The organism is Streptomyces sp. NPDC031064, from assembly GCF_055570965.1.
The window spans coordinates 140569-159979 of the sequence record NZ_JBVIGF010000006.1 but is presented as its reverse complement, the minus strand read 5'-3'; the positions used below and the strand labels follow the sequence as shown (position 1 = coordinate 159979).

The 19411-nt window shown below is 73.9% G+C and carries 17 protein-coding genes; 11 read left to right on the top strand and 6 right to left on the bottom strand.

Features of this window, described 5'->3' with window-relative positions; translation table 11 throughout:
- Positions 1-55: 55 nt before the first annotated feature.
- Together ACZ46W_RS22470 and ACZ46W_RS22465 are read left to right on the top strand one after the other, a co-directional pair.
- The gene (locus ACZ46W_RS22470) at positions 56-3325 is read left to right on the top strand and encodes an ATP-binding protein (protein ID WP_468340151.1); all 3270 of its coding nucleotides are present in this window, start codon (positions 56-58) and stop codon (positions 3323-3325) included.
- A gap of 197 nt (positions 3326-3522) precedes the next feature.
- Complete coding sequence (locus tag ACZ46W_RS22465) at positions 3523-3723, top strand: hypothetical protein (protein ID WP_189551108.1); 201 nt, start codon at positions 3523-3525, stop codon at positions 3721-3723.
- A gap of 61 nt (positions 3724-3784) precedes the next feature.
- Here ACZ46W_RS22465 and ACZ46W_RS22460 read toward each other — a convergent pair whose 3' ends face one another.
- Positions 3785-4885 (bottom strand): iron-containing redox enzyme family protein, encoded by a 1101-nt coding sequence (locus tag ACZ46W_RS22460; protein WP_468340149.1) that lies wholly within the window; start codon positions 4883-4885, stop codon positions 3785-3787.
- Positions 4882-6453, bottom strand: a complete 1572-nt coding sequence (locus tag ACZ46W_RS22455) for an FAD-dependent oxidoreductase (protein ID WP_468340147.1) — start codon at positions 6451-6453, stop codon at positions 4882-4884. Before ACZ46W_RS22455 ends, ACZ46W_RS22460 begins: the two co-directional genes overlap by 4 nt.
- A 73-nt stretch (positions 6454-6526) precedes the next feature.
- Between ACZ46W_RS22455 and ACZ46W_RS22450 the strand changes: the two genes are divergently transcribed.
- Genes ACZ46W_RS22450 through ACZ46W_RS22435 form a run of 4 tightly spaced genes read left to right on the top strand, consistent with a single transcriptional unit; the run spans position 6527 to position 8165 of the window.
- Positions 6527-7183, top strand: coding sequence for a HemK2/MTQ2 family protein methyltransferase (locus ACZ46W_RS22450; RefSeq protein WP_468340145.1), 657 nt, complete (start codon positions 6527-6529; stop codon positions 7181-7183).
- Positions 7167-7460 (top strand): CDGSH iron-sulfur domain-containing protein, encoded by a 294-nt coding sequence (locus tag ACZ46W_RS22445; RefSeq protein WP_468340143.1) that lies wholly within the window; start codon positions 7167-7169, stop codon positions 7458-7460. Before ACZ46W_RS22450 ends, ACZ46W_RS22445 begins: the two co-directional genes overlap by 17 nt.
- A gap of 28 nt (positions 7461-7488) precedes the next feature.
- Positions 7489-7734 carry a DUF6480 family protein gene (locus tag ACZ46W_RS22440; RefSeq protein WP_468340141.1) on the top strand — a complete coding sequence of 82 codons (246 nt, stop codon included), beginning with the start codon at positions 7489-7491 and terminating at the stop codon, positions 7732-7734.
- 14 nt (positions 7735-7748) lie between these two features.
- Positions 7749-8165, top strand: a complete 417-nt coding sequence (locus ACZ46W_RS22435; RefSeq protein ID WP_468340140.1) for a CBS domain-containing protein — start codon at positions 7749-7751, stop codon at positions 8163-8165.
- A 223-nt stretch (positions 8166-8388) separates the two neighbouring features.
- Here the strand turns inward: ACZ46W_RS22435 and ACZ46W_RS22430 are convergent, their stop codons facing one another.
- Complete coding sequence (locus tag ACZ46W_RS22430; protein WP_468340138.1) at positions 8389-8580, bottom strand: hypothetical protein; 192 nt, start codon at positions 8578-8580, stop codon at positions 8389-8391.
- Positions 8581-8719: 139 nt separating this feature from the next.
- Here ACZ46W_RS22430 and ACZ46W_RS22425 point away from each other — a divergent pair, with 139 nt between their 5' ends.
- The 3 genes from ACZ46W_RS22425 to ACZ46W_RS22415 all read left to right on the top strand — a co-directional run bounded on the left by ACZ46W_RS22425 (position 8720) and on the right by ACZ46W_RS22415 (position 13949).
- The gene (locus tag ACZ46W_RS22425; protein ID WP_468340136.1) at positions 8720-9898 is read left to right on the top strand and encodes an acyl-CoA dehydrogenase family protein; all 1179 of its coding nucleotides are present in this window, start codon (positions 8720-8722) and stop codon (positions 9896-9898) included.
- Between the two features lie 224 nt (positions 9899-10122).
- Positions 10123-12399 carry a serine/threonine-protein kinase gene (locus tag ACZ46W_RS22420; RefSeq protein ID WP_468340134.1) on the top strand — a complete coding sequence of 759 codons (2277 nt, stop codon included), beginning with the start codon at positions 10123-10125 and terminating at the stop codon, positions 12397-12399.
- Complete coding sequence (locus tag ACZ46W_RS22415; RefSeq protein WP_468340132.1) at positions 12396-13949, top strand: phytoene desaturase family protein; 1554 nt, start codon at positions 12396-12398, stop codon at positions 13947-13949. Before ACZ46W_RS22420 ends, ACZ46W_RS22415 begins: the two co-directional genes overlap by 4 nt.
- Positions 13950-14031: 82 nt before the next feature.
- Here ACZ46W_RS22415 and ACZ46W_RS22410 read toward each other — a convergent pair whose 3' ends face one another.
- The 3 genes from ACZ46W_RS22410 to ACZ46W_RS22400 form a co-directional block, all read right to left on the bottom strand.
- On the bottom strand, positions 14032-14208 hold the full coding sequence (locus ACZ46W_RS22410) for a hypothetical protein (RefSeq protein WP_468340130.1): 177 nt from the start codon (positions 14206-14208) through the stop codon (positions 14032-14034).
- Positions 14209-14436: 228 nt separating this feature from the next.
- Positions 14437-14631 (bottom strand): antitoxin, encoded by a 195-nt coding sequence (locus ACZ46W_RS22405; RefSeq protein ID WP_468340128.1) that lies wholly within the window; start codon positions 14629-14631, stop codon positions 14437-14439.
- An 84-nt stretch (positions 14632-14715) separates the two neighbouring features.
- Positions 14716-16515: a serine hydrolase domain-containing protein gene (locus tag ACZ46W_RS22400; protein WP_468340126.1), complete on the bottom strand. Its 1800-nt coding sequence runs from the start codon at positions 16513-16515 to the stop codon at positions 14716-14718.
- A gap of 191 nt (positions 16516-16706) precedes the next feature.
- Here ACZ46W_RS22400 and ACZ46W_RS22395 point away from each other — a divergent pair, with 191 nt between their 5' ends.
- Together ACZ46W_RS22395 and ACZ46W_RS22390 are read left to right on the top strand one after the other, a co-directional pair.
- Positions 16707-17816, top strand: a complete 1110-nt coding sequence (locus ACZ46W_RS22395; protein ID WP_468340124.1) for an NAD(P)H-dependent flavin oxidoreductase — start codon at positions 16707-16709, stop codon at positions 17814-17816.
- Positions 17813-19363, top strand: coding sequence for an acyl-CoA synthetase (locus tag ACZ46W_RS22390; protein ID WP_468340122.1), 1551 nt, complete (start codon positions 17813-17815; stop codon positions 19361-19363). Before ACZ46W_RS22395 ends, ACZ46W_RS22390 begins: the two co-directional genes overlap by 4 nt.
- Positions 19364-19411: the final 48 nt, after the last annotated feature.

Here is a 19411-nt window from a genome sequence, read left to right as displayed (position 1 = left end):
GCCGGAGGCGGAGGGCGCGGCGGCGGCGGACAGCCCCCCGGTGGGGAGTTCCGCGGTGGGGAGTTCCACGGTGGGGGGTTCGGTGACGTCCCGCTACCGGGTGCTCGGGTCGACGCGGGTGCTGCGCCCCGACGGGACGGAGGTCCCGGTCGCCGGGGCGCGGTTGCGGGCGCTGCTCACCGCGCTGGCGGCGGCCGGCGGGCGGGCCGTGCCGGTGGGGCACCTGGCCGCGCAGATGTGGACCGTCACCCCGCCCGCCGACGAGACGGCCGCCTTGCAGGCCCTCGTCGGACGGCTGCGCCGGGCGCTGGGGCCCGGTGCGCTCGCCTCCGTACCGGGCGGGTACCGGCTGGACGTCCGGCCCGAGGACGTCGACCTGTTCCGCTTCGAGCGGCTCGCCGCCGACGGTGCCGCCGCGCTCCGGGGCGGCGACCCGGCGACCGCGGCCCGGCTGCTGGACGAGGCGCTGGACCTGTGGCGCGGGCCCGCCCTTGCCGACCTGCCCGGGCGGGACGGCGACCCCCTCGCCGTACGGGCCGAGCGCCGCCGCACCGAGGCGCGCCGGGACCGGCTCGCCGCCGAGGTCGCGCTCGGCCGCGCCGAGGGCGCCCTGCCGGGCCTCGCCGAACTGGCCGCCGAGCAGCCGCTCGACGAGCCGCTGGCCGCGCTGCGCATCCGGGCGCTGCGATCGGCCGGCCGCCCCGCCGAGGCACTGGCCGCGTACGAGGAGGTGCGGACCCGCCTCGCCACCCGGCTCGGCACCGACCCGGGGCCGGAGCTCAAGGCGCTGCACGCCGAACTGCTCGCGCCGGACACGGCACCCGAACGCCCCCGGGCCGCCCGCCCCACCCCCGGTAACCTCCGGGCCCGGCTCACCTCCTTCGTCGGGCGCGCCGATGACCTGGCCGCCCTCACGGCGGCGGTCCGCGAACGGCGGCTGGTCACCCTGCTCGGGCCCGGGGGCGTCGGCAAGACCCGCCTGGCGCTGGAGGCGGCCGAGGCCGTGGCGGACGCCTGGCCCGACGGCACCTGGGTCGCCGAACTCGGTCCCGTACGCGACGAGGCCGGCGTCCCCGAGGCCGTGCTGAACGCCCTCCGGGCCCGCGAACCGCTGCGCTGGGGCGCCGAGACCCCGGCCCGCGACCCGGTCGGCCACCTCGTGGACCACTGCGCCCGGCGCCGCCTCCTGATCGTCCTCGACAACTGCGAGCACCTCGCCGGCGCGGCGGCCGCCCTCGCCGAGACGCTGCTCGCCGACTGCCCCGGCGTCACCGTCCTCGCCACCAGCCGCGAACCGCTCGGCGCCCCCGGCGAAAGCGTTCACCCCGTCGAGCCCCTGCCCCGGGACGCGGCGCTCCAGTTGCTCGCCGACCGGGGCGCGTCCGCCCGCCCCGGCTTCCGCACCGACGACGACCCGGAGGCGTGCGCCGAGATCTGCCGCCGTCTCGACGGGCTGCCGCTCGCCATCGAACTGGCCGCCGCCCGGCTGCGCGCCCTCACCCCCCGCCAGATCGCCGGCCGGCTTGACGACCGCTTCCGCCTCCTCGACCGGGGCAGCCGCACCGCGCTGCCCCGCCAGCAGACCCTCCGCGCGGTCGTCGACTGGTCCTGGGACCTGCTCGATGAGCCCGAGCGCGCGGTCCTCGGGAAACTGTCGGTCTTCTCCGGCGGCTGCTCCCTGGCGCAGGCCGAGGAGGTCTGCGCCGAACCGGACACGCTCGGCCGCCTCACCTCGCTGGTCGACAAGTCGCTCGTCGTCGCCACCCCCTCACCGGCCGGGGACGGGATGCGTTACCGGCTCCTGGAGACCGTCGCCGACTACGCGGCCGAGCGGCTCGCCGAGGCGGGGGAGCACGAGCGCACGGCCCGCCGCCACCTGGCCGCCGTCCGCGAGCTGGTCCGAACCGCCGACCGTGAACTGCGCGGCCCGCGCCAGACCGCCTGGCTGGAGACGCTCGACACCGAGCACGACAACATCCGCGCCGCCCTGCGCACCGCCGTCGACCTGGGGGAGGAGCAGGAAGGACTGTGCCTGGCCCTGTCCATGAGCTGGTTCTGGCAGTTGCGCGGCCACCTCGGCGACGCCCGCACCTGGCCGTCGGCCGTCGCCGCGCTCGGCCCCGACCCGTTCGTGCCGCCCGAGGGCCACGCCGTGCGCCCCGCCGTGCCGCTGCCCGGAGGGTGCACCGACACGCCGCCGCCGTGGCCCGAGGAACGGGTGTGGGAGGCGCGGCGCGGCGTCCGGCTGATGGGGCTGGCCGCCGACGGCAGCCAGGGCGCCGGCCGCCCGTATCTGGAGGCGGTCGCCGACGCGTACCGCCCCGGTATGCCGCAGAACGGCCGCCAGCCGGGCGCCATGTGGTTCTTCGTCCGGCTGATGCTCGGCGAGTTCGACGGCCTCGGCCGGACGATGGACGCGTACGTGACGTGCTCCCGGGAGTACGGCGACGACGCTGATCTCGGGTTCGCCCTGCTGATGCGGGCCAGGCTGGTGCCGGACGCTGAAGGCGACGCCACCGAGGCGCTGGAACGGTTCGAGAAGGCCGGTGATTCCTGGGGTGTCGCCGAGGCGCTGTCGGCCCGGGGCGAGGCGCACGACCGGGCGGGCAGGTACGCCGAGGCCGCCCGGGATTTCGAGCGGGCCATGGAGGGCGCCGAACGGATCGGGGCGCGCGGCCAGGTGGCGGTCTTCCGGGCCCGGCTGGCGTCCGTCCGGCTGCGTACCGTGACCGGCCCGGCGGAGCGCGACGGGGCCGAGCGCCTGCTGCTGGAGGCGGCCGAGGACGCGGCGCGCTTCGGCGTGGAGGCGGTCAGTACCGCCCGGCTGCTGCTCACCCAGCACTACGGCCGGACCGGGCGGGTCGACCTCGCCCGACGCCAACTGGCGACGGCTCACGAGGAGTTGACGCCCGGTACGGCCGAGATGTTCACCGGGATGCTGCTCGGCCTGCACGGCTGGCTGGACTGCCTCGACGGCGACCACGGGCGCGCCCGGGAACGTCTGGCGGCGGCCGTCCGCAGCCTGGAGGGCCTGGCGTACCTGGTCGCCCCGCACCTGATCCTCACCCAGTTCCCCACCGCCGCTTGGGCCATGGCCCACCAGGGCGACCCGCACGACGGGGCGCGGCTGCTCGGCGCGTACGACCGGCACACCGACGGTCCCGCCGGTACGGGCTTCCGCCAGTTGTCAGCCGACGCGGAGGCCGAGATCAGAACCCGCGCCGAGGCCGAACTGCGCGCGGTCCTGGACGACCGGGCCTACACCCGCGCCCACGCCGAGGGAAGCGCCCTCCCGCTCCGGGCCGCCGCCGCGCTCGTACGCTGACGCCCCGCGCGGGCGGCGGGCGGGCCGCCTCGCGGGCCAGGCGAAGCTGGCGACCGCCCCCTCGCTGTGCGCGACGAGCCCCATGCGGAGGGTGATGCGCGGCCGTGCCCCCGCCGCCGCACCCACCCGAATGGTGTAGGGGATGCGATCCGGGTACCCGGCGACGACAATGACTTCAGGACAAGCAAGGAGGCGGCATGAACGCTGAGCCCGATTCGACCTCCAAGCGAGAGGGCGTCACGCCCGACAGGCTTCTGCACAGCGGCGCCGAAGGCGAATTCAACGCGGAAGACCTGGTGCTCGCTTCAGGACGTGACGTCAACCCCAAGAACCTGGCCTGGGCTGAACGCAGGCTGGCCGAGAAGGGCAAGGCCGCCCTCGACGAACTCCTCCCCTGACCCACTCAGCGCACGGGCCACGCGACCACCACCGTGCCGCGTGGCCCTGGCGCCTGCCGCTTCACCCCCGCCGCCGTGCCCGGCCCGCCCCCACCGCCGGCAGCGGGCCGCGCAGTGACGAGCGGCCGGCGTCCCAGGCCGTGAGCACCCGGTTCTCCCAGAGCTCGTCCAGCCAGACCGTGGCCCGGATGCCGAACGCCACGTCGGCGGCCAGGTCCGGCTCCCGGTCCAGCAGGTCGCCCAGGACGTCGCGGCGCATCACCTGCTCGTGGACCGCGTCCGCCTCGATGTGCTCCGTGAAGAACCGGACACACCGCTCCTCGGCCCCCAGCCGCTCCAGCGCCTTCGCCATCCGCCGGGCACCCGGCGGCGAGGTGATCTCCAGCACCGCGAAGTTCCCCGCCGCCGCGCCCCGCAGGGAGCGGTGCAGCCCGAACAGCGACATCACGTTCACCGTGGCCAGCGTGGTGGCCGGGGCGAGATCCAGATAGCGGCCGTACGAGGGGTCCAGCCCGGCCCCGTCCATCAGGTCCGCGAACAGCCGCGCGTGCACCCGTTCACCCCGCCCGGCGCCGAACTCGTCGTACGCCACCGCCACCAGTGACGCCTTGGCCTGCCCCTCCAGGCGCGGGATCAGCCACGCCTGCGGATCGGACTCCTTGAGCTGGTACAGCGAGCGGTGCACCAGGTACTCCCGCATCAGCTCCCAGGTCCCGTGGTCCATCAGCCGGTGCGACACCCCGTGACCGTCGACGGGCTCGACGAGCAGCGGGGCGAGTGCCGCCGCGACGTCGTCACCACCGGGCACCGCCTCGCGCAGGGCGCCCAGGAACGCCTCCTCCATCGGGCGGCGCAGCCCCAGCAGACCGGCGTCCCACTCCCGCTCGGCGGCGACGCCCTCCAGGTCCCGGTAGTGGGGCTCGTACGACAGGTACAGCGCGAGCTGGAGGTCCTCGCCCAGCGGGTCGGCGCCGGCCACGGTCACCTCCGGGGCCAGTCCGCCCCGCAGCACGCGCAGCACCGCCGCCGACAGCGGGCCCCGTTCCTCCGGCAGGGGACCCGGACGCGGGGAAACCGGGCCCTGGGCACCCGCGCGCGGGGCATCCGGGCGCCCGGAAGTCGTGCCCAGGGGAGCCGGGCGCGGGGCAGCGGCCGACGTCATTCGTACTCCTCCTCGTCGATGTGCTCCTCGTCCATCCGATCCACGTCCATCTGCTCCAGCGGCCGCAGCGCCGGACCCTGGACCACCTTGCCGTCCACGTCGAACCGCGAGCCGTGGCACGGGCACTCCCACGCGCACTCCTCGTCGTTGAAGTGGACGATGCACCCCAGGTGCGTACAGCGCGCCGACACCGCGTGCAGTGAGCCCGCCGCGTCCCGGTGCACCGCGAGCCGCCGCCCCCCGACCCGGACGACCGCTCCGCCGCCCCGGGGGATGTCGGCCGTCGAGTCGGCGTGCGCGCCCGGCAGCCGGTCGCCGATGAAGTGCTTGCCCACCTGCGCCTGGAGCCGCAGCATCGCGGGCGCCTCGCGCACCGGATGCAGCCGCACCGGGTCGTACAGGCTCGTCCAGGCGGGCTCGCGGCCCCGGATCCGGGACGCGATCAGATCGCCCGCCATCACCCCGTTGCTCATGCCCCACCCGGCGAAACCGGTCGCCACGTACGCGTGCCGGGACCCGGCGTGCAGCCGCCCCACGTACGGCACCCGGTCGGTCGTGACGTTGTCCTGCGTCGCCCAGCGGTGGGTGAGCTCGACGCCCTCGAAGCGCTCCCGCGCCCAGGAGGAGAGCTTCTCGTAGTGCCTCCCGACCTCGCCCTCGTCGACCGTGCCGGGCGTGAACTTCTCACCCGTGACGATGAGCATCCGCCGCCCCTCCTCGCCGTACGGCGCCGTCCGCACCGACCGCGTGTTGTCCTCCCACGTCAGGAACATCCCGCCCGGGTCCTGCGCGTCCGGAATCGGCCCGGCCACGACCAGTTCCCGCTTCGGTTCCAGCCGGGTGAACAGCAGCGCCCGGTCGAAGACGGGGTAATGGGTGGCGATGACGACGTCACGCGCCTTGATCGTGTGCCCGGTGCTCGTGGTCAGCTCGCACGGCGAGCCCTCCTGGAGACGCGTCACCCGGGTCCGCTCGAAGATCCGCCCGCCCAGCACCTCCAGGTCGGCCGCGAGCCCCAGCAGGTACTTGCGCGGATGGAACTGCGCCTGGTTCTCCACCCTGACCGCGCCCACCACCGGGAACGGCAGCGGCACGTCGGTCTCGTACGAGGCCTCCAGCCCCGCCGCCCTGGCCGCCTCCGCCTCCGCGCGCAGTTGGTCCGCCTTCGCCGGATCCTCCGTGTACGTGTAGGCGGGCAGCCGTTCCAGGTCGCAGTCGATGCCCAGCTCCTCGCTCACCTCCGCCACGTGGTCGATGGCGATCTGCTGTGAATGGGCGTACAGCCGGGCGGCCCGGGCGCCGTGGATGCGGGCGACGTCCGCGTACACCAGGCCGTGCAGCGCCGACAGCTTCGCCGTGGTGTGGCCGGTCACGCCCGACGCGACGCGGTCCGCCTCCAGCAGCACCACCGGATGCCCGGCGCGGGCCACCTCCCACGCCGTACAGAGCCCGGCGATGCCGCCGCCCACCACGGCCACCTCGGTCTCCACCGGACCGTCCACGGCCGGCCGGGCGGGCCCCGGGGCGTACTCCATCCACAGAGAACCGGAACCGGACTCAAAGCTCATCGCTCACTCCTCACACACCTCACACACCGAACACCGGCGTTTCGCCGGGGAAAGTCCGAGGTACCCGCTGGCCATGCGTCTACTCAGACCGCGCGGCGTGTACGCGCCCCAGGAGGACACGGAACTGCTCGCCCAGGCCGCCCGCGATGAGCTGCGCACCCTCCGCTCCCAGCCCCGCGTCGAGGTGCTCGACGTGGGAACCGGAACCGGCGCGCTGGCGCTGTTGGCGGCGGAGTGCGGAGCGGCCCGCGTGACCGCCGTCGACATCTCCTGGCGCGCCGTGCTCGCCGCCCGGTACAACGCCTGGCGCCTCGGCCTGCCGGTCGTCGTCCGGCACGGCGACCTGACGGAGCCCGTCGAGGGCGACCGTTTCGACCTGATCCTGTCGAACCCGCCGTACGTGCTGTCCCCAAGACCCGCCCGCGGGACGGAGCGGACCTGGAACGCGGGCGCGGACGGGCGCCGGATCCTCGACCGGATCTGCGCGCGGGCGCCGGACCTGCTGCGGGACTCGGGGGTCCTGTTGCTGGTGCAGTCGGCGCTGTGCGGTGTGGACGCCACGCTGGACACACTGCGGGACCGGGGCCTTTCGGCGCGCGTCGAGCTGCGCAGCACGATCCCTTTCGGGCCGGTGATGGCGCGGCACGCGAAGTGGCTGGAGGAGCGCGGGCTGATCGCGCCCGACGAGCGCAAGGAAGACCTGGTGGTGATCCGTGCGCAGCGAGTCTGAACGCACCGCCGAACGGGTGGTGATCGACCCGGAGGGGCCGATGCTGCTGGAGGGGCCCGTCGAGATCCGGCTGCCGGACGGCACGACGGCGTACTCGGAGCGCTTCATGGTCGCGGTGTGCACCTGCCGCCGCAGCCGCCGCTACCCGTGGTGCGACACCAGCCACCGGCGCCGCACCCGCCCGGACGGCCCGCCGGACGGCCGGGCGGACGGCCGGGCGGACGGTCTGGCCGAGAACCGGGCCGGGCACCGGGACGAGGACCCGGCGGAGGATTGAAAGGCGCCTGCCTGCGCACTCGTACGGCATGACCCACCCGAACCCGAACCCCGACCCGGATCCTGATCCGGAGCGCACCCCGGGTCTCGACGCCGGTGGCGGCGTCCCGCCGGGCGACACGCCGCCCGCGGAATCGAGCATGTCCGGGGCCGGGCCGAGGGAGACGCACAACCCGCCGACCGGCTGGGCGAAGGCACCGATGGTGCTGATCCTGCTGGTCGTCGCCCTCGTGGCGGCGCTGTTCGTCGCGATGGCCATCGTGATCGCACTCTGAAGGGAGCTCGAAGCATGACAACCGCACGTCAGCTCATGACCAAGGGCGTCGACTGCGTCGGCGAGAACGACACCGTCCTCCAGGCCGCCGAGATGATGAAGCAGCTCGGGGTGGGGGCGATGCCGATCTGCGGCTCGGACGACAAGCTCAAGGGCATGCTGACCGACCGCGACATCGTGGTGAAGGCGCTGGGCGCCGGCAAGGACCCGGAGACCACGACGGCGGGCGAGCTCGCGCAGGGCCAGGTCGTGTACGTGGACGCGGACGACGACGCTCAGATGGTGCTGCGCAAGATGTCGGAGCACAAGGTGCGCAGGCTTCCGGTGATCGACAACCACCGCCTGGTCGGCATGATCGCCCAGGCAGATGTCGCCCGAGCGCTCCCCGACCCCCAGGTCGGCGACCTCCTGGAAGCCCTCTCCACCGACTGACCTCCCGCCACCGGAGCGCCTTCGCCCCCGCCCCGCGCACCACGCGGGGCGGGGGCGGTGCGTGCGCGCTCAGCTCATGGGACGGCGCTTAACGGGCAGCGCTCATGGCGCTCAGAGGCAGCGCTTATGAGGCAGCGCTCATGACACAGCCCCGCCACCGTGGCGGGGCTGTGTCGGTGGCGGGGCTGTGCGCGCCGGTACGGCGCCTCCGCGCGCCGCCGGGTCACGTGCCGCGTTCGCCCTTCGGGCCGCGGCCGCGTTCGGTCCTGGGCCCCTTGGAGCGGAGGCCCTCGTCCTCCTGGAGCGTCGCGTTGGCCTCCCTGTTCGCGTCCTGGTCGGACACGCCCCGGTTCTCCTCGTCCTTGCGGGTGCGAGCGCGCCGGACGTCGTACTTCTTGCTGCCTGGCTCGGGCATGTGCGATCACCTCCGGCGTGACCGGGTACCCACCGCGCCCGCCGGGAACCACGTCGCGGGCCTTCCGGATTACTGGAACAGGTTCTACTCTGTGCCCGCCGCAGGGACTGGCCGCGACACCGCGACGCCTGGAGGGGCCGTGCACCTCGAATACACACCGGAGCAGCACCGGCTGCGCGCCGAACTGCGCGCCTACTTCGCCGAGCTCGTACCCGAAGGCGCCCACCCGGGCGACGCCGACCCGACCGCCCGCAAGCGGTTCTACCGCGCCACCATCCGCCGCCTCGGCGCCGACCGCTGGCTGGGCGTGGGGTGGCCCAAGGAGTACGGCGGGCGCGGGCTGACGCCCATGGAGCAGTTCATCTTCTTCGACGAGGCCGCCCAGGCGGGCGTACCGCTGCCGCTCATGGCGCTCAACACCGTCGGCCCCACGATCATGCGGTTCGGCACCGACGAGCAAAAGGCGTACTTCCTGCCCCGCATCCTCTCCGGCGAGATCGACTTCGCCATCGGCTACAGCGAACCCGACGCCGGCACCGACCTCGCCGCGCTGCGGACGAAGGCGGTCCGGGAGGGCGACGAGTACGTCGTCAACGGCCAGAAGATCTGGACCACCAACGGGGACACCGCCGACTGGGTGTGGCTCGCCGTCCGCACGGACCCCGACGCCCCGCCCCACAAGGGCATCACCATGCTCCTGGTCCCGACCTCCGACCCCGGCTACTCCTGCACCCTCATCAACACGCTCGCCGGCCACGACACCACCGCGAGCTACTACGAGAACGTCCGCGTCCCCGTCTCGCACCGGATCGGCGAGGAGAACAAGGGCTGGCGGCTGATCACCAACCAGCTCAACCACGAACGCGTCACGCTCGCCGCACACGGCACGATGGCCATCAGGGCCCTGCACGACGTGCAGCGCTGGGCCGCCGGGACGAAACTCGCCGACGGCCGCCGCGTCATCGACCTCGGCTGGGTCAGGAAACGCCTCGCGCAGACCCATACGAAGCTCGACGCGATGAAGCTGCTCAACTGGCAGATGGTCACCGCGCTCCAGCACGGCACCCTGACCCCCCAGGACGCCTCCGCCGTCAAGGTGTACGGCTCCGAGGCCCGCCGCGACGCCTACGCCTGGCTGATGGAGGTCGTCGGCTCGGCCGCCCCGCTCAAGGAGGGCTCGGCCGGCGCGGTCCTCCACGGCGAACTGGAGCGCGGCTACCGCTCCGCGGTGATCTTCACCTTCGGCGGCGGCAACAACGAGATCCAGCGCGAGATCATCTCCTGGATCGGCCTCGGCATGCCCCGGGTACGGCGGTGAACCCACCGCTCCGCTGCCCCTCCCGTATCCGCCCGTAACTACCGTCCCAGCGCTCCTCGAAGCCGTTATCGGTCCGTCGCCCGACACCCGTCCTGCCCCGTACAAACTCCGCAGACGGGCAGCCATACTGGACGGGCCGGGGAGGGCGTAGCGGGGGCGACGGGCAGAGCGACGCGCGCGGCGAGCGCGGAGCGACGGGGACTCGACGGGGGCGAGGGCACGCGATGGGGGACACCAGGCTGCTCCAGGGCCGTTACCGGCTGGAGGAGTTGATCGGACGCGGCGGCATGGGCGAGGTGTGGCGCGCCACCGACGAATCGCTCGGCCGCCGCGTGGCGGTCAAATGCCTCAAGCCGCTCGGACCGCAGCAGGACCCGAACTTCATCCGGGTGCTGCGCGAGCGCTTCCGCCGCGAGGCGCGCGTCGCGGCGGCGCTCCAGCACCGCGGCGTCACGGTCGTCCATGACTTCGGCGAGTCCGACGGCCTGCTCCACCTGGTGATGGAGTTCCTCGAAGGCCGCAACCTCAGCCAGCTCCTGGAGGACAACAAGCAGCACCCGCTGCCCGTCCACGACGTCATCGACATCGCCGGGCAGATCGCCGACGCGCTCGCCTACACCCACCGGCAGGGCATCGTCCACCGGGACCTCAAGCCCGCCAACATCATGCGGCTCGGCGACGGCACCGTGAAGATCTGCGACTTCGGCATCGCCCGCCTCGGCGCCGACATCGGATTCACCTCCCGGCTCACCGGCACCGGCATCGCCATGGGCACCCCGCACTACATGTCGCCCGAGCAGATCAGCGGCGGCCACGTCGACCACCGCAGCGACCTGTACTCACTGGGCTGCGTCCTGTACGAGATCGCCACCGGCGTCCCGCCCTTCGACCTGGACGACGCCTGGGGAATCCTCGTGGGCCACCGCGACACCCCGCCCGAGCCGCCGCGCAACCACCGCGCGGAGCTCCCCGAGTTCTTCGAGCGCCTCGTCCTCGACCTGCTCGCCAAGACCCCCGACGGCCGCCCCGACGATGCCGCCGACCTCGTCCGCCGCATCACCGCAGCGCGCCCCGCCCCGGCCACGGTGCTCCACGCCCCTTACCCCCTCGCCCCCGCCCACCCGCGCGCCCACCACCGTCTCCCGTCCTGGACCCGCGGCATGACCACCGGTCACAAGGCGGTCGGCACCAGCCTGCTGCACGCCACCCCGCTGCCCGACCCGTCGGCCGGCCTCACCGGCGAGTGGACCACCTCCACCAACCCGCGCCGCGCCGCCGTACCCACACCCTCCCTCCCGCCACCCCCGGCCGGCGTCCCCGCCCACCTCTCCCACCTCGCCGACCTCGCGGGCCGGCACAGCACCGGCCTGCGCCTCGGCAGCCTGGGCCGCTGGGAGGAGGCGGGGGAGGTGCACCGCGCGGTCGCCGCCGAACGGGAGCGCACCTTGGGCGCCGACCACCCCGACACGCTCACCAGCCGTTACGAGGCCGGCTTCGCGCTTAGCAGGAGCGGCCGCGACGCCGACGCGGTGCGCGAGTTCGGCCGCGCCGTCGAGGGCCGGGCCCGGGTGCTCGGCCCCGACCACCCCGACACCCTGACGGCCCGCCAGGAGATGGCGTTCGTCCTGGGCCGGCTCGGGCGCCACGACGAGGCCCACCAGGTGTACACCTCGGTCCTGGAGGCCCGCACCCGCACCCTGGGCGCCGACCACCCCGACACCCTGCGGTGCCGCCACAACCTGGCGTTCAACCTCGGCCGGCTCGGGCGCCTGGAGGAGGCCCACCGCATGGCGTGCGAGGTGGCCGCCGCCCGCGCCCGGCTGCTGGGGCCCGACCACCCCGACACCCTGGTCACCCGGTACGAGGTGGCGTACGCGCTCGGCCGGCTCGGGCGGTGGACCGAGGCGCTGCGCACCTACCGGGACGTCGCCGCCGCGCGCGCCCACGTCCTCGGCCCCGACCACCCCGACACCCTCGCCGCCCGCTACGAGGTGGGGATAAGCCTCGGCAGACTCGGCCGCGGCCCCGAGGCGCTGGAGCTGTTCCGCGACCTGGTCGACGCCCGCACCCGCGCGCACGGGCCGGACGACCCCGAGACGCTGCGCGCCCGGCACGGCCTGGGCGTCAACCTCGGCCGGCTCGGCCGCTGGCAGGAGGCGCTCGCCCAGGCCCGCGAGGTGTGCGCGATCCGCGAGCGGGTGCTCGGCCCCGACCACCCCGACACGCTGGTCAGCCGCCGGGAGGTCGCCGTGGGGCTCGGCTGGCTCGGCCGCTGGGTGGAGGCGCTCTCCGTCTACCAGCGGGTCGCCGAGGCCCGGGACCGGGTGCTCGGCACCACCCACCCGGACGCCCTGGCCAGCCGTGACGACGAGGCGCAGTGCCTCCAGCAGCTCGGCCGCCGGACCGAGGCCGCCGAGCTGTACCGGCGGGTGGCCGAACTGCGCCGGCAACGCGGCGGGCACTGGAACACCCGTAGGGGCGCGTGTTACGAAGGGCCATGACCGCACCCCGCTCGTACGACGCCGTCATCGTCGGCGGCGGCCACAACGGACTGGTCGCCGCCGCCTACCTCGCCCGCGCCGGGCGCTCCGTCCTCGTCCTGGAACGCCTGCCCGGCACCGGCGGGGCCGCCGTCTCCACCCGTCCCTTCCCCGGCGTGGAAGCCCGGCTCTCGCGCTACTCCTACCTGGTGTCCCTGCTCCCGCCGAAGATCGTGCGGGACCTGGGCCTGCGGTTCGCCGTCGCCAGGCGCACCATCTCCTCGTACACCCCGGTCGAGCGCGGCGGACGTGCCGCCGGCCTGCTGGTCGGCGGGGAGCGGACCCGCGAGTCGTTCGCCGGGCTCACCGGCTCGGACGCCGAGTACGCGGCCTGGCGGCGGTTCTACGCGAAGACCGGACACGTCGCCGAACGTGTCTTCCCCACCCTCACCGAGCCCCTGCCCACCCGCGAGGCCCTGCGCGCCCGGATCGCGGACGACGAGGCGTGGCGGATGCTGTTCGAGGAGCCCGTCGGCGTCGCCATCGAGGAGTACTTCGCCGACGACCTCGTGCGCGGCGTGGTGCTCACCGACGCGCTGATCGGCACGTTCGCCGACGCCCACGACCCGTCACTGGTCCAGAACCGCTGCTTCCTCTACCACGTGATCGGTGGCGGGACGGGGGAGTGGAACGTGCCCGTCGGCGGCATGGGCGCCCTCACCGGCGCCCTCGCGGACGCCGCCCGCTCGGCCGGCGCCGAGATCCGCACCGGTCACGAGGCGACCCGGATCGGGACCGACGGCCACCACGCCGAGGTCACCTTCCGCACGGCCGACGGGGAGGGCACCGTCGCCGCCCGGCACGTCCTGGTCGGGGCGTCGCCGCACACGCTGGCCGCCCTGCTGGGCGAGGACGCCCCGCCGCCCGCCGAGGGCGCCCAGCTCAAGGTCAACATGCTGCTGAAGCGGCTGCCCCGGCTGCGCGACCGGTCCGTCGACCCGCGTGACGCGTTCGCCGGGACGTTCCACGTGTCCGAGGGGTACGGGCAGCTCGCCGCCGCGTACCGGGAGGCGGCGGCCGGCCGGCTGCCGAGCGCCCCGCCCTCGGAGATCTACTGCCACTCCGTGAGCGACCCGTCGATCCTGGGCCCGGACCTCGCCGCCCGGGGGTACCAGACGCTGACGCTCTTCGGCCTGCACGCCCCGGCACGGCTCTTCGCCGCCGACAACGACACCGCCCGCGCCGCCCTCCTCAAGGCCACCCTCGCCGAACTGGACGCCCATCTGGACGAACCGCTCGCCGACTGTCTGGCCACCGACGCCGAAGGCCGCCCCTGTATCGAGGCCAAGACCCCGCTCGACCTGGAACGGGACCTGCGACTGCCCGGCGGCCACATCTTCCACGGCGACCTCGCCTTCCCGTACGCCGGCGACGGCACCGACGGCACCGGCCGGTGGGGCGTGGAGACCGCGCACGCCAACGTGCTGCTCTGCGGGGCGGGCGCGGTGCGCGGCGGCGGCGTCAGCGGCATTCCGGGCCACAACGCCGCCATGGCGGTGCTGGGCCACTGAGCCGCCGCGGCCGGACGGTGGACGACACGCGGATGGGCGCCACCGGGGCGCCCATCCGTGTACCGCTCGGTACCGCTCGTGATCAGCCGACGTCCCAGCAGGTGGCGTCGTGGTGCTTGACCTTGACGTGGCCCGCCTTCACGTGGCCGCCGGACCCCCAGCAGCCTTCAACGTCCTTGTCGTGGGCGGCGGCGGGGGCCGCAGCCATGAAGCCGACGGCCAGCAGGCCGGCCAGAACGAGCGAGATGCGCCGAAGCATGAGTTTCTCCTTCGAGTTGGGGACTCGAGACGACTGTTAATCAGCCGCCGCTCCGGCGCACGCCGAGTCGCGCGGGCGGGTGGTGCGGGCGGGTGGTGCCACCGCCCGCGCCGCGTCCGGCGGGGGAGGGAGAAACGCCCGTCCCCGGCGGCCGTGGGAACACGGCGGCCGGGGACGGGAAGGCTTGTCGCTGGTCCTGACAGGCCGGGTCACGTCCGGTCAGGGACGTCAGGTCCGGGTCGGCGGCTCCTGGTTCGGGTCGCCGCCGAACTCGTTCTTGAGCCGCTCCTGGCCGGTGTCCACCTGACCGCTGTACTTGCCCTGGGTCCTCTTGTCGACGTAGTCGCCGGCCTTGTCGATGCCTTGGCCGGCCTTGTCCTCGTGGCCCTTGAGCATCTGCTTGAGCTTGTCCATCACGGACATGGGTCATCCTCTCCTCGCAGAGTGCCCCCCGCCCCTCAGTTTCGCTCGCCCGTACGAAACCCGCATCCGCACCACCCTGACCAGTCAGTTCGCCGAGGCGACCCACCCCTGCGCCTCGATACGGGACCTGTCCCCCGGCCGCGTCTCGTCGAACAGGGTCCGGGAGCCGTCCTGGACGCGGAGGGCGTCCACGTACGCCCCCCGCCCGACGTAGAGCCGGTCGGTCGCGTACCGCCAGCGAAGCCGCACCGGCGTGCCCCGCCACCCGGAGAGGTCCGCCTCCAGCCGGTGCCAGACCCGGCCCGACCAGCCGCTCACCGACCCGGCCGGGTGCGGCGCCGGCTCCTGCCCGTGCCCGTCCCCACGCCTTTTCCCGTGCCGTACGGTCACGAACGGTACCGGCCGCCAGGTCGCGCCCCCGTCCCCGGACGCCTCCAGGAACAGGGCGTCCGAGCCCGGCTCGGTGTCCCACCACACCGCGCAGCGCAGCCGGGGGCGCGGCGAGGCGGGCGTCAGCTCGGGCAGCGTGAGCGTCGCCGCCGTGCCCGACGCCATGCCCGCGTACCAGGCGGTGCGGCCGCGGGCGGGGCGTACCGGAACGGCGCGTGCCAGGTTGTTCGCGGCGGCCACGCGCGGCGCGGAGCCGGAACGCCAACCCCGCACAGGGTGGACCGAGTTGCCGAGGACCACCAGGAAGGAGTCGGTGGTCGGGTCGACGACCAGGCTGGTGCCGGTGAACCCGGTGTGGCCCGCGGTGTACGGGGTGGCCATGGCCCCCATGTACCAGTGCTGGTAGAGCTCGAAGCCGAGGCCGTGCTCATCGCCGGGGAAGGCGGTGTTGAAGTCGGTGAACATCAGCTCCACCGACTTCGGTTCCAGGACGCGGGCGTGCCCGTACACGCCGCCGTTCAGCAGCGTACGGGCCAGCACCGCCAGGTCCCACGCGCAGGAGAAGACGCCCGCGTGACCGGCCACGCCGCCGAGGCTGTGGGCGTTCTCGTCGTGGACCTCGCCCCACACCATGCCGCGCTCCAGGCCCGACCAGGGTGCCCGGGCGTCCTCGGTGGCCGCGATCTTCGGTCTCCAGGACGCGGGCGGGTTGAACCGGGTGCGGTGCATCCCGAGCGGGCCGGTGATCTCGTTGCGGAGCAGGGCGTCCAGCGAGTGACCGGTGATCTCCTCCAGGATCAGTTGCAGGGAGATCAGGTTGAGATCGGAGTAGAGGTACCGCGTACCCGGTGGGTGCGCCGGGACCTCCTGCCACAGCAGCCGCAGTTTCCCCTCCCGCGTGGGCTCCTTGTACAGCGGGATCCAGGCGCGGAACCCGGAGGTGTGCGTGAGGAGCTGACGCACCGTGATGTCCTGTTTGCCGCCGCCGCCGAACTCCGGCAGGTACGCCGTGACCCGCTCCTCCAGTTCCAGCGCCCCGCGCTCGATCTGCTGCACGGCCAGGACGGACGTGAACAGCTTCGAGACCGACGCCAGGTCGAAGACCGTGTCCTCGGCCATCGCGATCCGCCGCTCCGGCGGCAACTGCACGCCGGTGTCGGTCTTCTCGTCGTACGCGGCGTAGCGCACCGCGTGCCCGATCGCCCGGTGCAGCGCCACCGTGCCGCCGCGCCCCGCCAGCAGCACCGCCCCCGCGTACCACGGGTGTTTGGGGGAGGGCTCCAGGAACCGCTCGGCATCGGCGACCAGCCGGTCCAGGTGCTCGGGCAGCAGCCCGGCGCGCTCGGCGGAGCCCAGCCGCAGTGTCGGCCGGCCGCCCGGTGAGCCACCGGAACCCGCCGCCGTCGCGGCCCCCGGAATCGTACCGATCACCAGCCCACCTCCCAGGGTCAGCACCCCGCCGCCGAACCGGCGACGGCTGATCCCCTCCGTCATCCCCACCACGATCCCCCTTGCCGAAAACGCCCGGAGAAACCCGCTGAAAGAATCCTTCGTAACCACCCGCACCACGTGAAACTTTCTTACCGCCGACCCGACTCCGTCAAGAACCGGCCACGCGGAAAGAATCTGACGCTGCATCAGAAAATCTCTTCCCTCGACCGCCCCGCTGCGGCATCCTGCCGCCCATGGAGACGGAGCTGAGCAAGAGACTGGGTGTCGAGCACGCCATCTTCGGCTTCACGCCCTTCCCCGCCGTGGCGGCCGCCATCACCCGGGCGGGGGGATTCGGCGTCCTGGGCGCCGTCCGCTACACCGCCCCCGACGACCTCGCCCGCGACCTCGACTGGATGCAGGCCCACACCGACGGCCTGCCCTACGGCCTGGACGTCGTCATGCCCGCCAAGAAGGTGGAGGGGGTGACCGAGGCCGACGTCGAGGCGATGATTCCCGAAGGACACCGGCGGTTCGTCGCCGAGACCCTCGCCAAGCACGGCGTCCCCGAGCTCGCCGACGGCGAGGCCTCCGGCTGGCGCATCACCGGCTGGATGGAACAGGTCGCCCGCGGCCAGCTCGACGTCGCCTTCGACTACCCCATCGCCCTCCTCGCCAACGCACTCGGCTCCCCGCCCCCCGACGTCGTCCGGCGCGCCCACGACCGCGGCATCCTCGTCGCCGCCCTCGCCGGCAGCGCCAAGCACGCCCGGCGCCACGCCGAGGCGGGCATCGACATCGTCGTCGCCCAGGGATACGAGGCGGGCGGCCACACCGGCGAGATCGCGTCCATGGTCCTCACCCCCGAGGTCGTCGAGGCGGTCAGTCCCCTGCCCGTCCTCGCCGCCGGGGGCATCGGCAGTGGCGAGCAGATCGCCGCCGGGCTCGCCCTCGGCGCCCAGGGCGTCTGGCTCGGCTCGATCTGGCTCACCACCACCGAGGCCGACCTGCACTCGCCGGCCCTCACCGCCAAACTGCTGGCCGCCGGCTCCGGTGACACCGTCCGCTCCCGCGCCCTGACCGGCAAACCCGCCCGCCAACTGCGCACCGAGTGGACCGACGCCTGGGACGGCCCGGACGGCCCCGGGCCCCTGCCCATGCCGCTCCAGGGCCTGCTGGTCGCCGAAGCCGTCTCCCGCATCCAGAAGTACGAGGTCGAGCCGCTGCTCGGCACGCCCGTCGGCCAGATCGTCGGCCGGATGACCTCCGAGCGGGGCGTCCAGGAAGTCTTCGACGACCTGACCCGGGGCTTCGAGCGGGCCGTCGCCCGCCTCCACCGCATCGCGAAGGGGAGCCGCTCATGACCGAGCAGCCCAACGGCTTCTGGGCCCAGGCCACCGCCGACCCCACCCGCACGGTCCTGACCGCGCCCGACGGCGAGCAGTGGACCGCCGGCGAGCTGCACGCCGCCGCCAACCGGCTCGTCCACGGACTGCGAGCGGCCGGCCTGGAGACCGGCGACGCCTTCGCCGTCGTCCTGCCCAACGGCGCGGAGTTCCTCACCGCCTACCTCGCCGCGTCCCAGGCGGGGTTCTACCTGGTCCCCGTCAACCACCACCTGGTCGGACCGGAGATCGCCTGGATCGTCGCCGACTCCGGCGCCAAGGTGCTCATCGCCCACGAACGGTTCGCCGACGCAGCCCGGGCCGCCGCCGACGAGGCGAGGCTCCCGGCGAGCCACCGGTACGCCATCGGCTCCGCCGACGGCTTCCGTCCGTACGCCGAACTCCTCGACGGGCAGCCCGGCTCACCCCCCGGCGGCCGCACCCTCGGCTGGGTGATGAACTACACCTCCGGCACCACCGGCCGCCCGCGCGGCATCCGCCGCCCCCTGCCCGCGAAGCCCCCGGAGGAGGCGTACCTCGGAGGCTTCCTCGGCATCTTCGGCATCAAGCCGTACGACGGGAACGTCCACCTGGTCTGCTCGCCGCTCTACCACACCGCCGTGCTGCAATTCGCGGGCGCCGCACTGCACATCGGGCACCCCCTCGTCGTCATGGACAAGTGGACGCCCGAGGAGATGCTGCGCCTCATCGACGCCCACCGGTGCACCCACACCCATATGGTCCCCACCCAGTTCCACCGCCTGCTCGCCCTCCCGGAGGAGGTCAAGTCGCGGTACGACGTCTCCTCCATGCGCCACGCCATCCACGGGGCCGCCCCCTGCCCCGACCACGTCAAACGGGCGATGATCGACTGGTGGGGCACCTGCGTCGAGGAGTACTACGCGGCCAGCGAGGGCGGCGGCGCCTTCGCCACCGCCGAGGACTGGCTGAAGAAGCCCGGCACGGTGGGCAAGGCGTGGCCCATCAGCGAACTCGCCGTCCTCGACGACGACGGCCGCCCCCTCCCGCCCGGCGAACTGGGCACCGTGTACATGAAGATGACCACCGGCGGCTTCAGCTACCACAAGGACGAGGACAAGACCCGCAAGAACCGCGTCGGCGACTACTTCACCGTCGGTGACCTCGGCTACCTCGACGAGGACGGCTACCTCTTCCTCCGTGACCGCAAGATCGACATGATCATCTCGGGCGGGGTCAACATCTACCCCGCCGAGATCGAAGCCGTCCTCCTCACCCACCCCGCCGTCGCCGACGCGGCCGCCTTCGGCATCCCGCACCCCGACTGGGGCGAGGAGGTCAAGGCGGTCGTCGAACCCGCCGAGGGCCACGCGCCTGACGCCACCCTGGCCTCCGCGATCCTCGCCCACTGCGCCGAGCGCCTCGCCGGCTACAAACGCCCCAAGAGCGTCGACTTCATCGCGTCGATGCCCCGCGACCCCAACGGCAAGCTCTACAAGCGCCGCCTCCGCGACCCGTACTGGGAGGGCCACGAGCGCGCCGTGTAGCCGCGCCACCGCACCCGTTTCGGCGCCCATACCGCGCGGTGCGCCGCC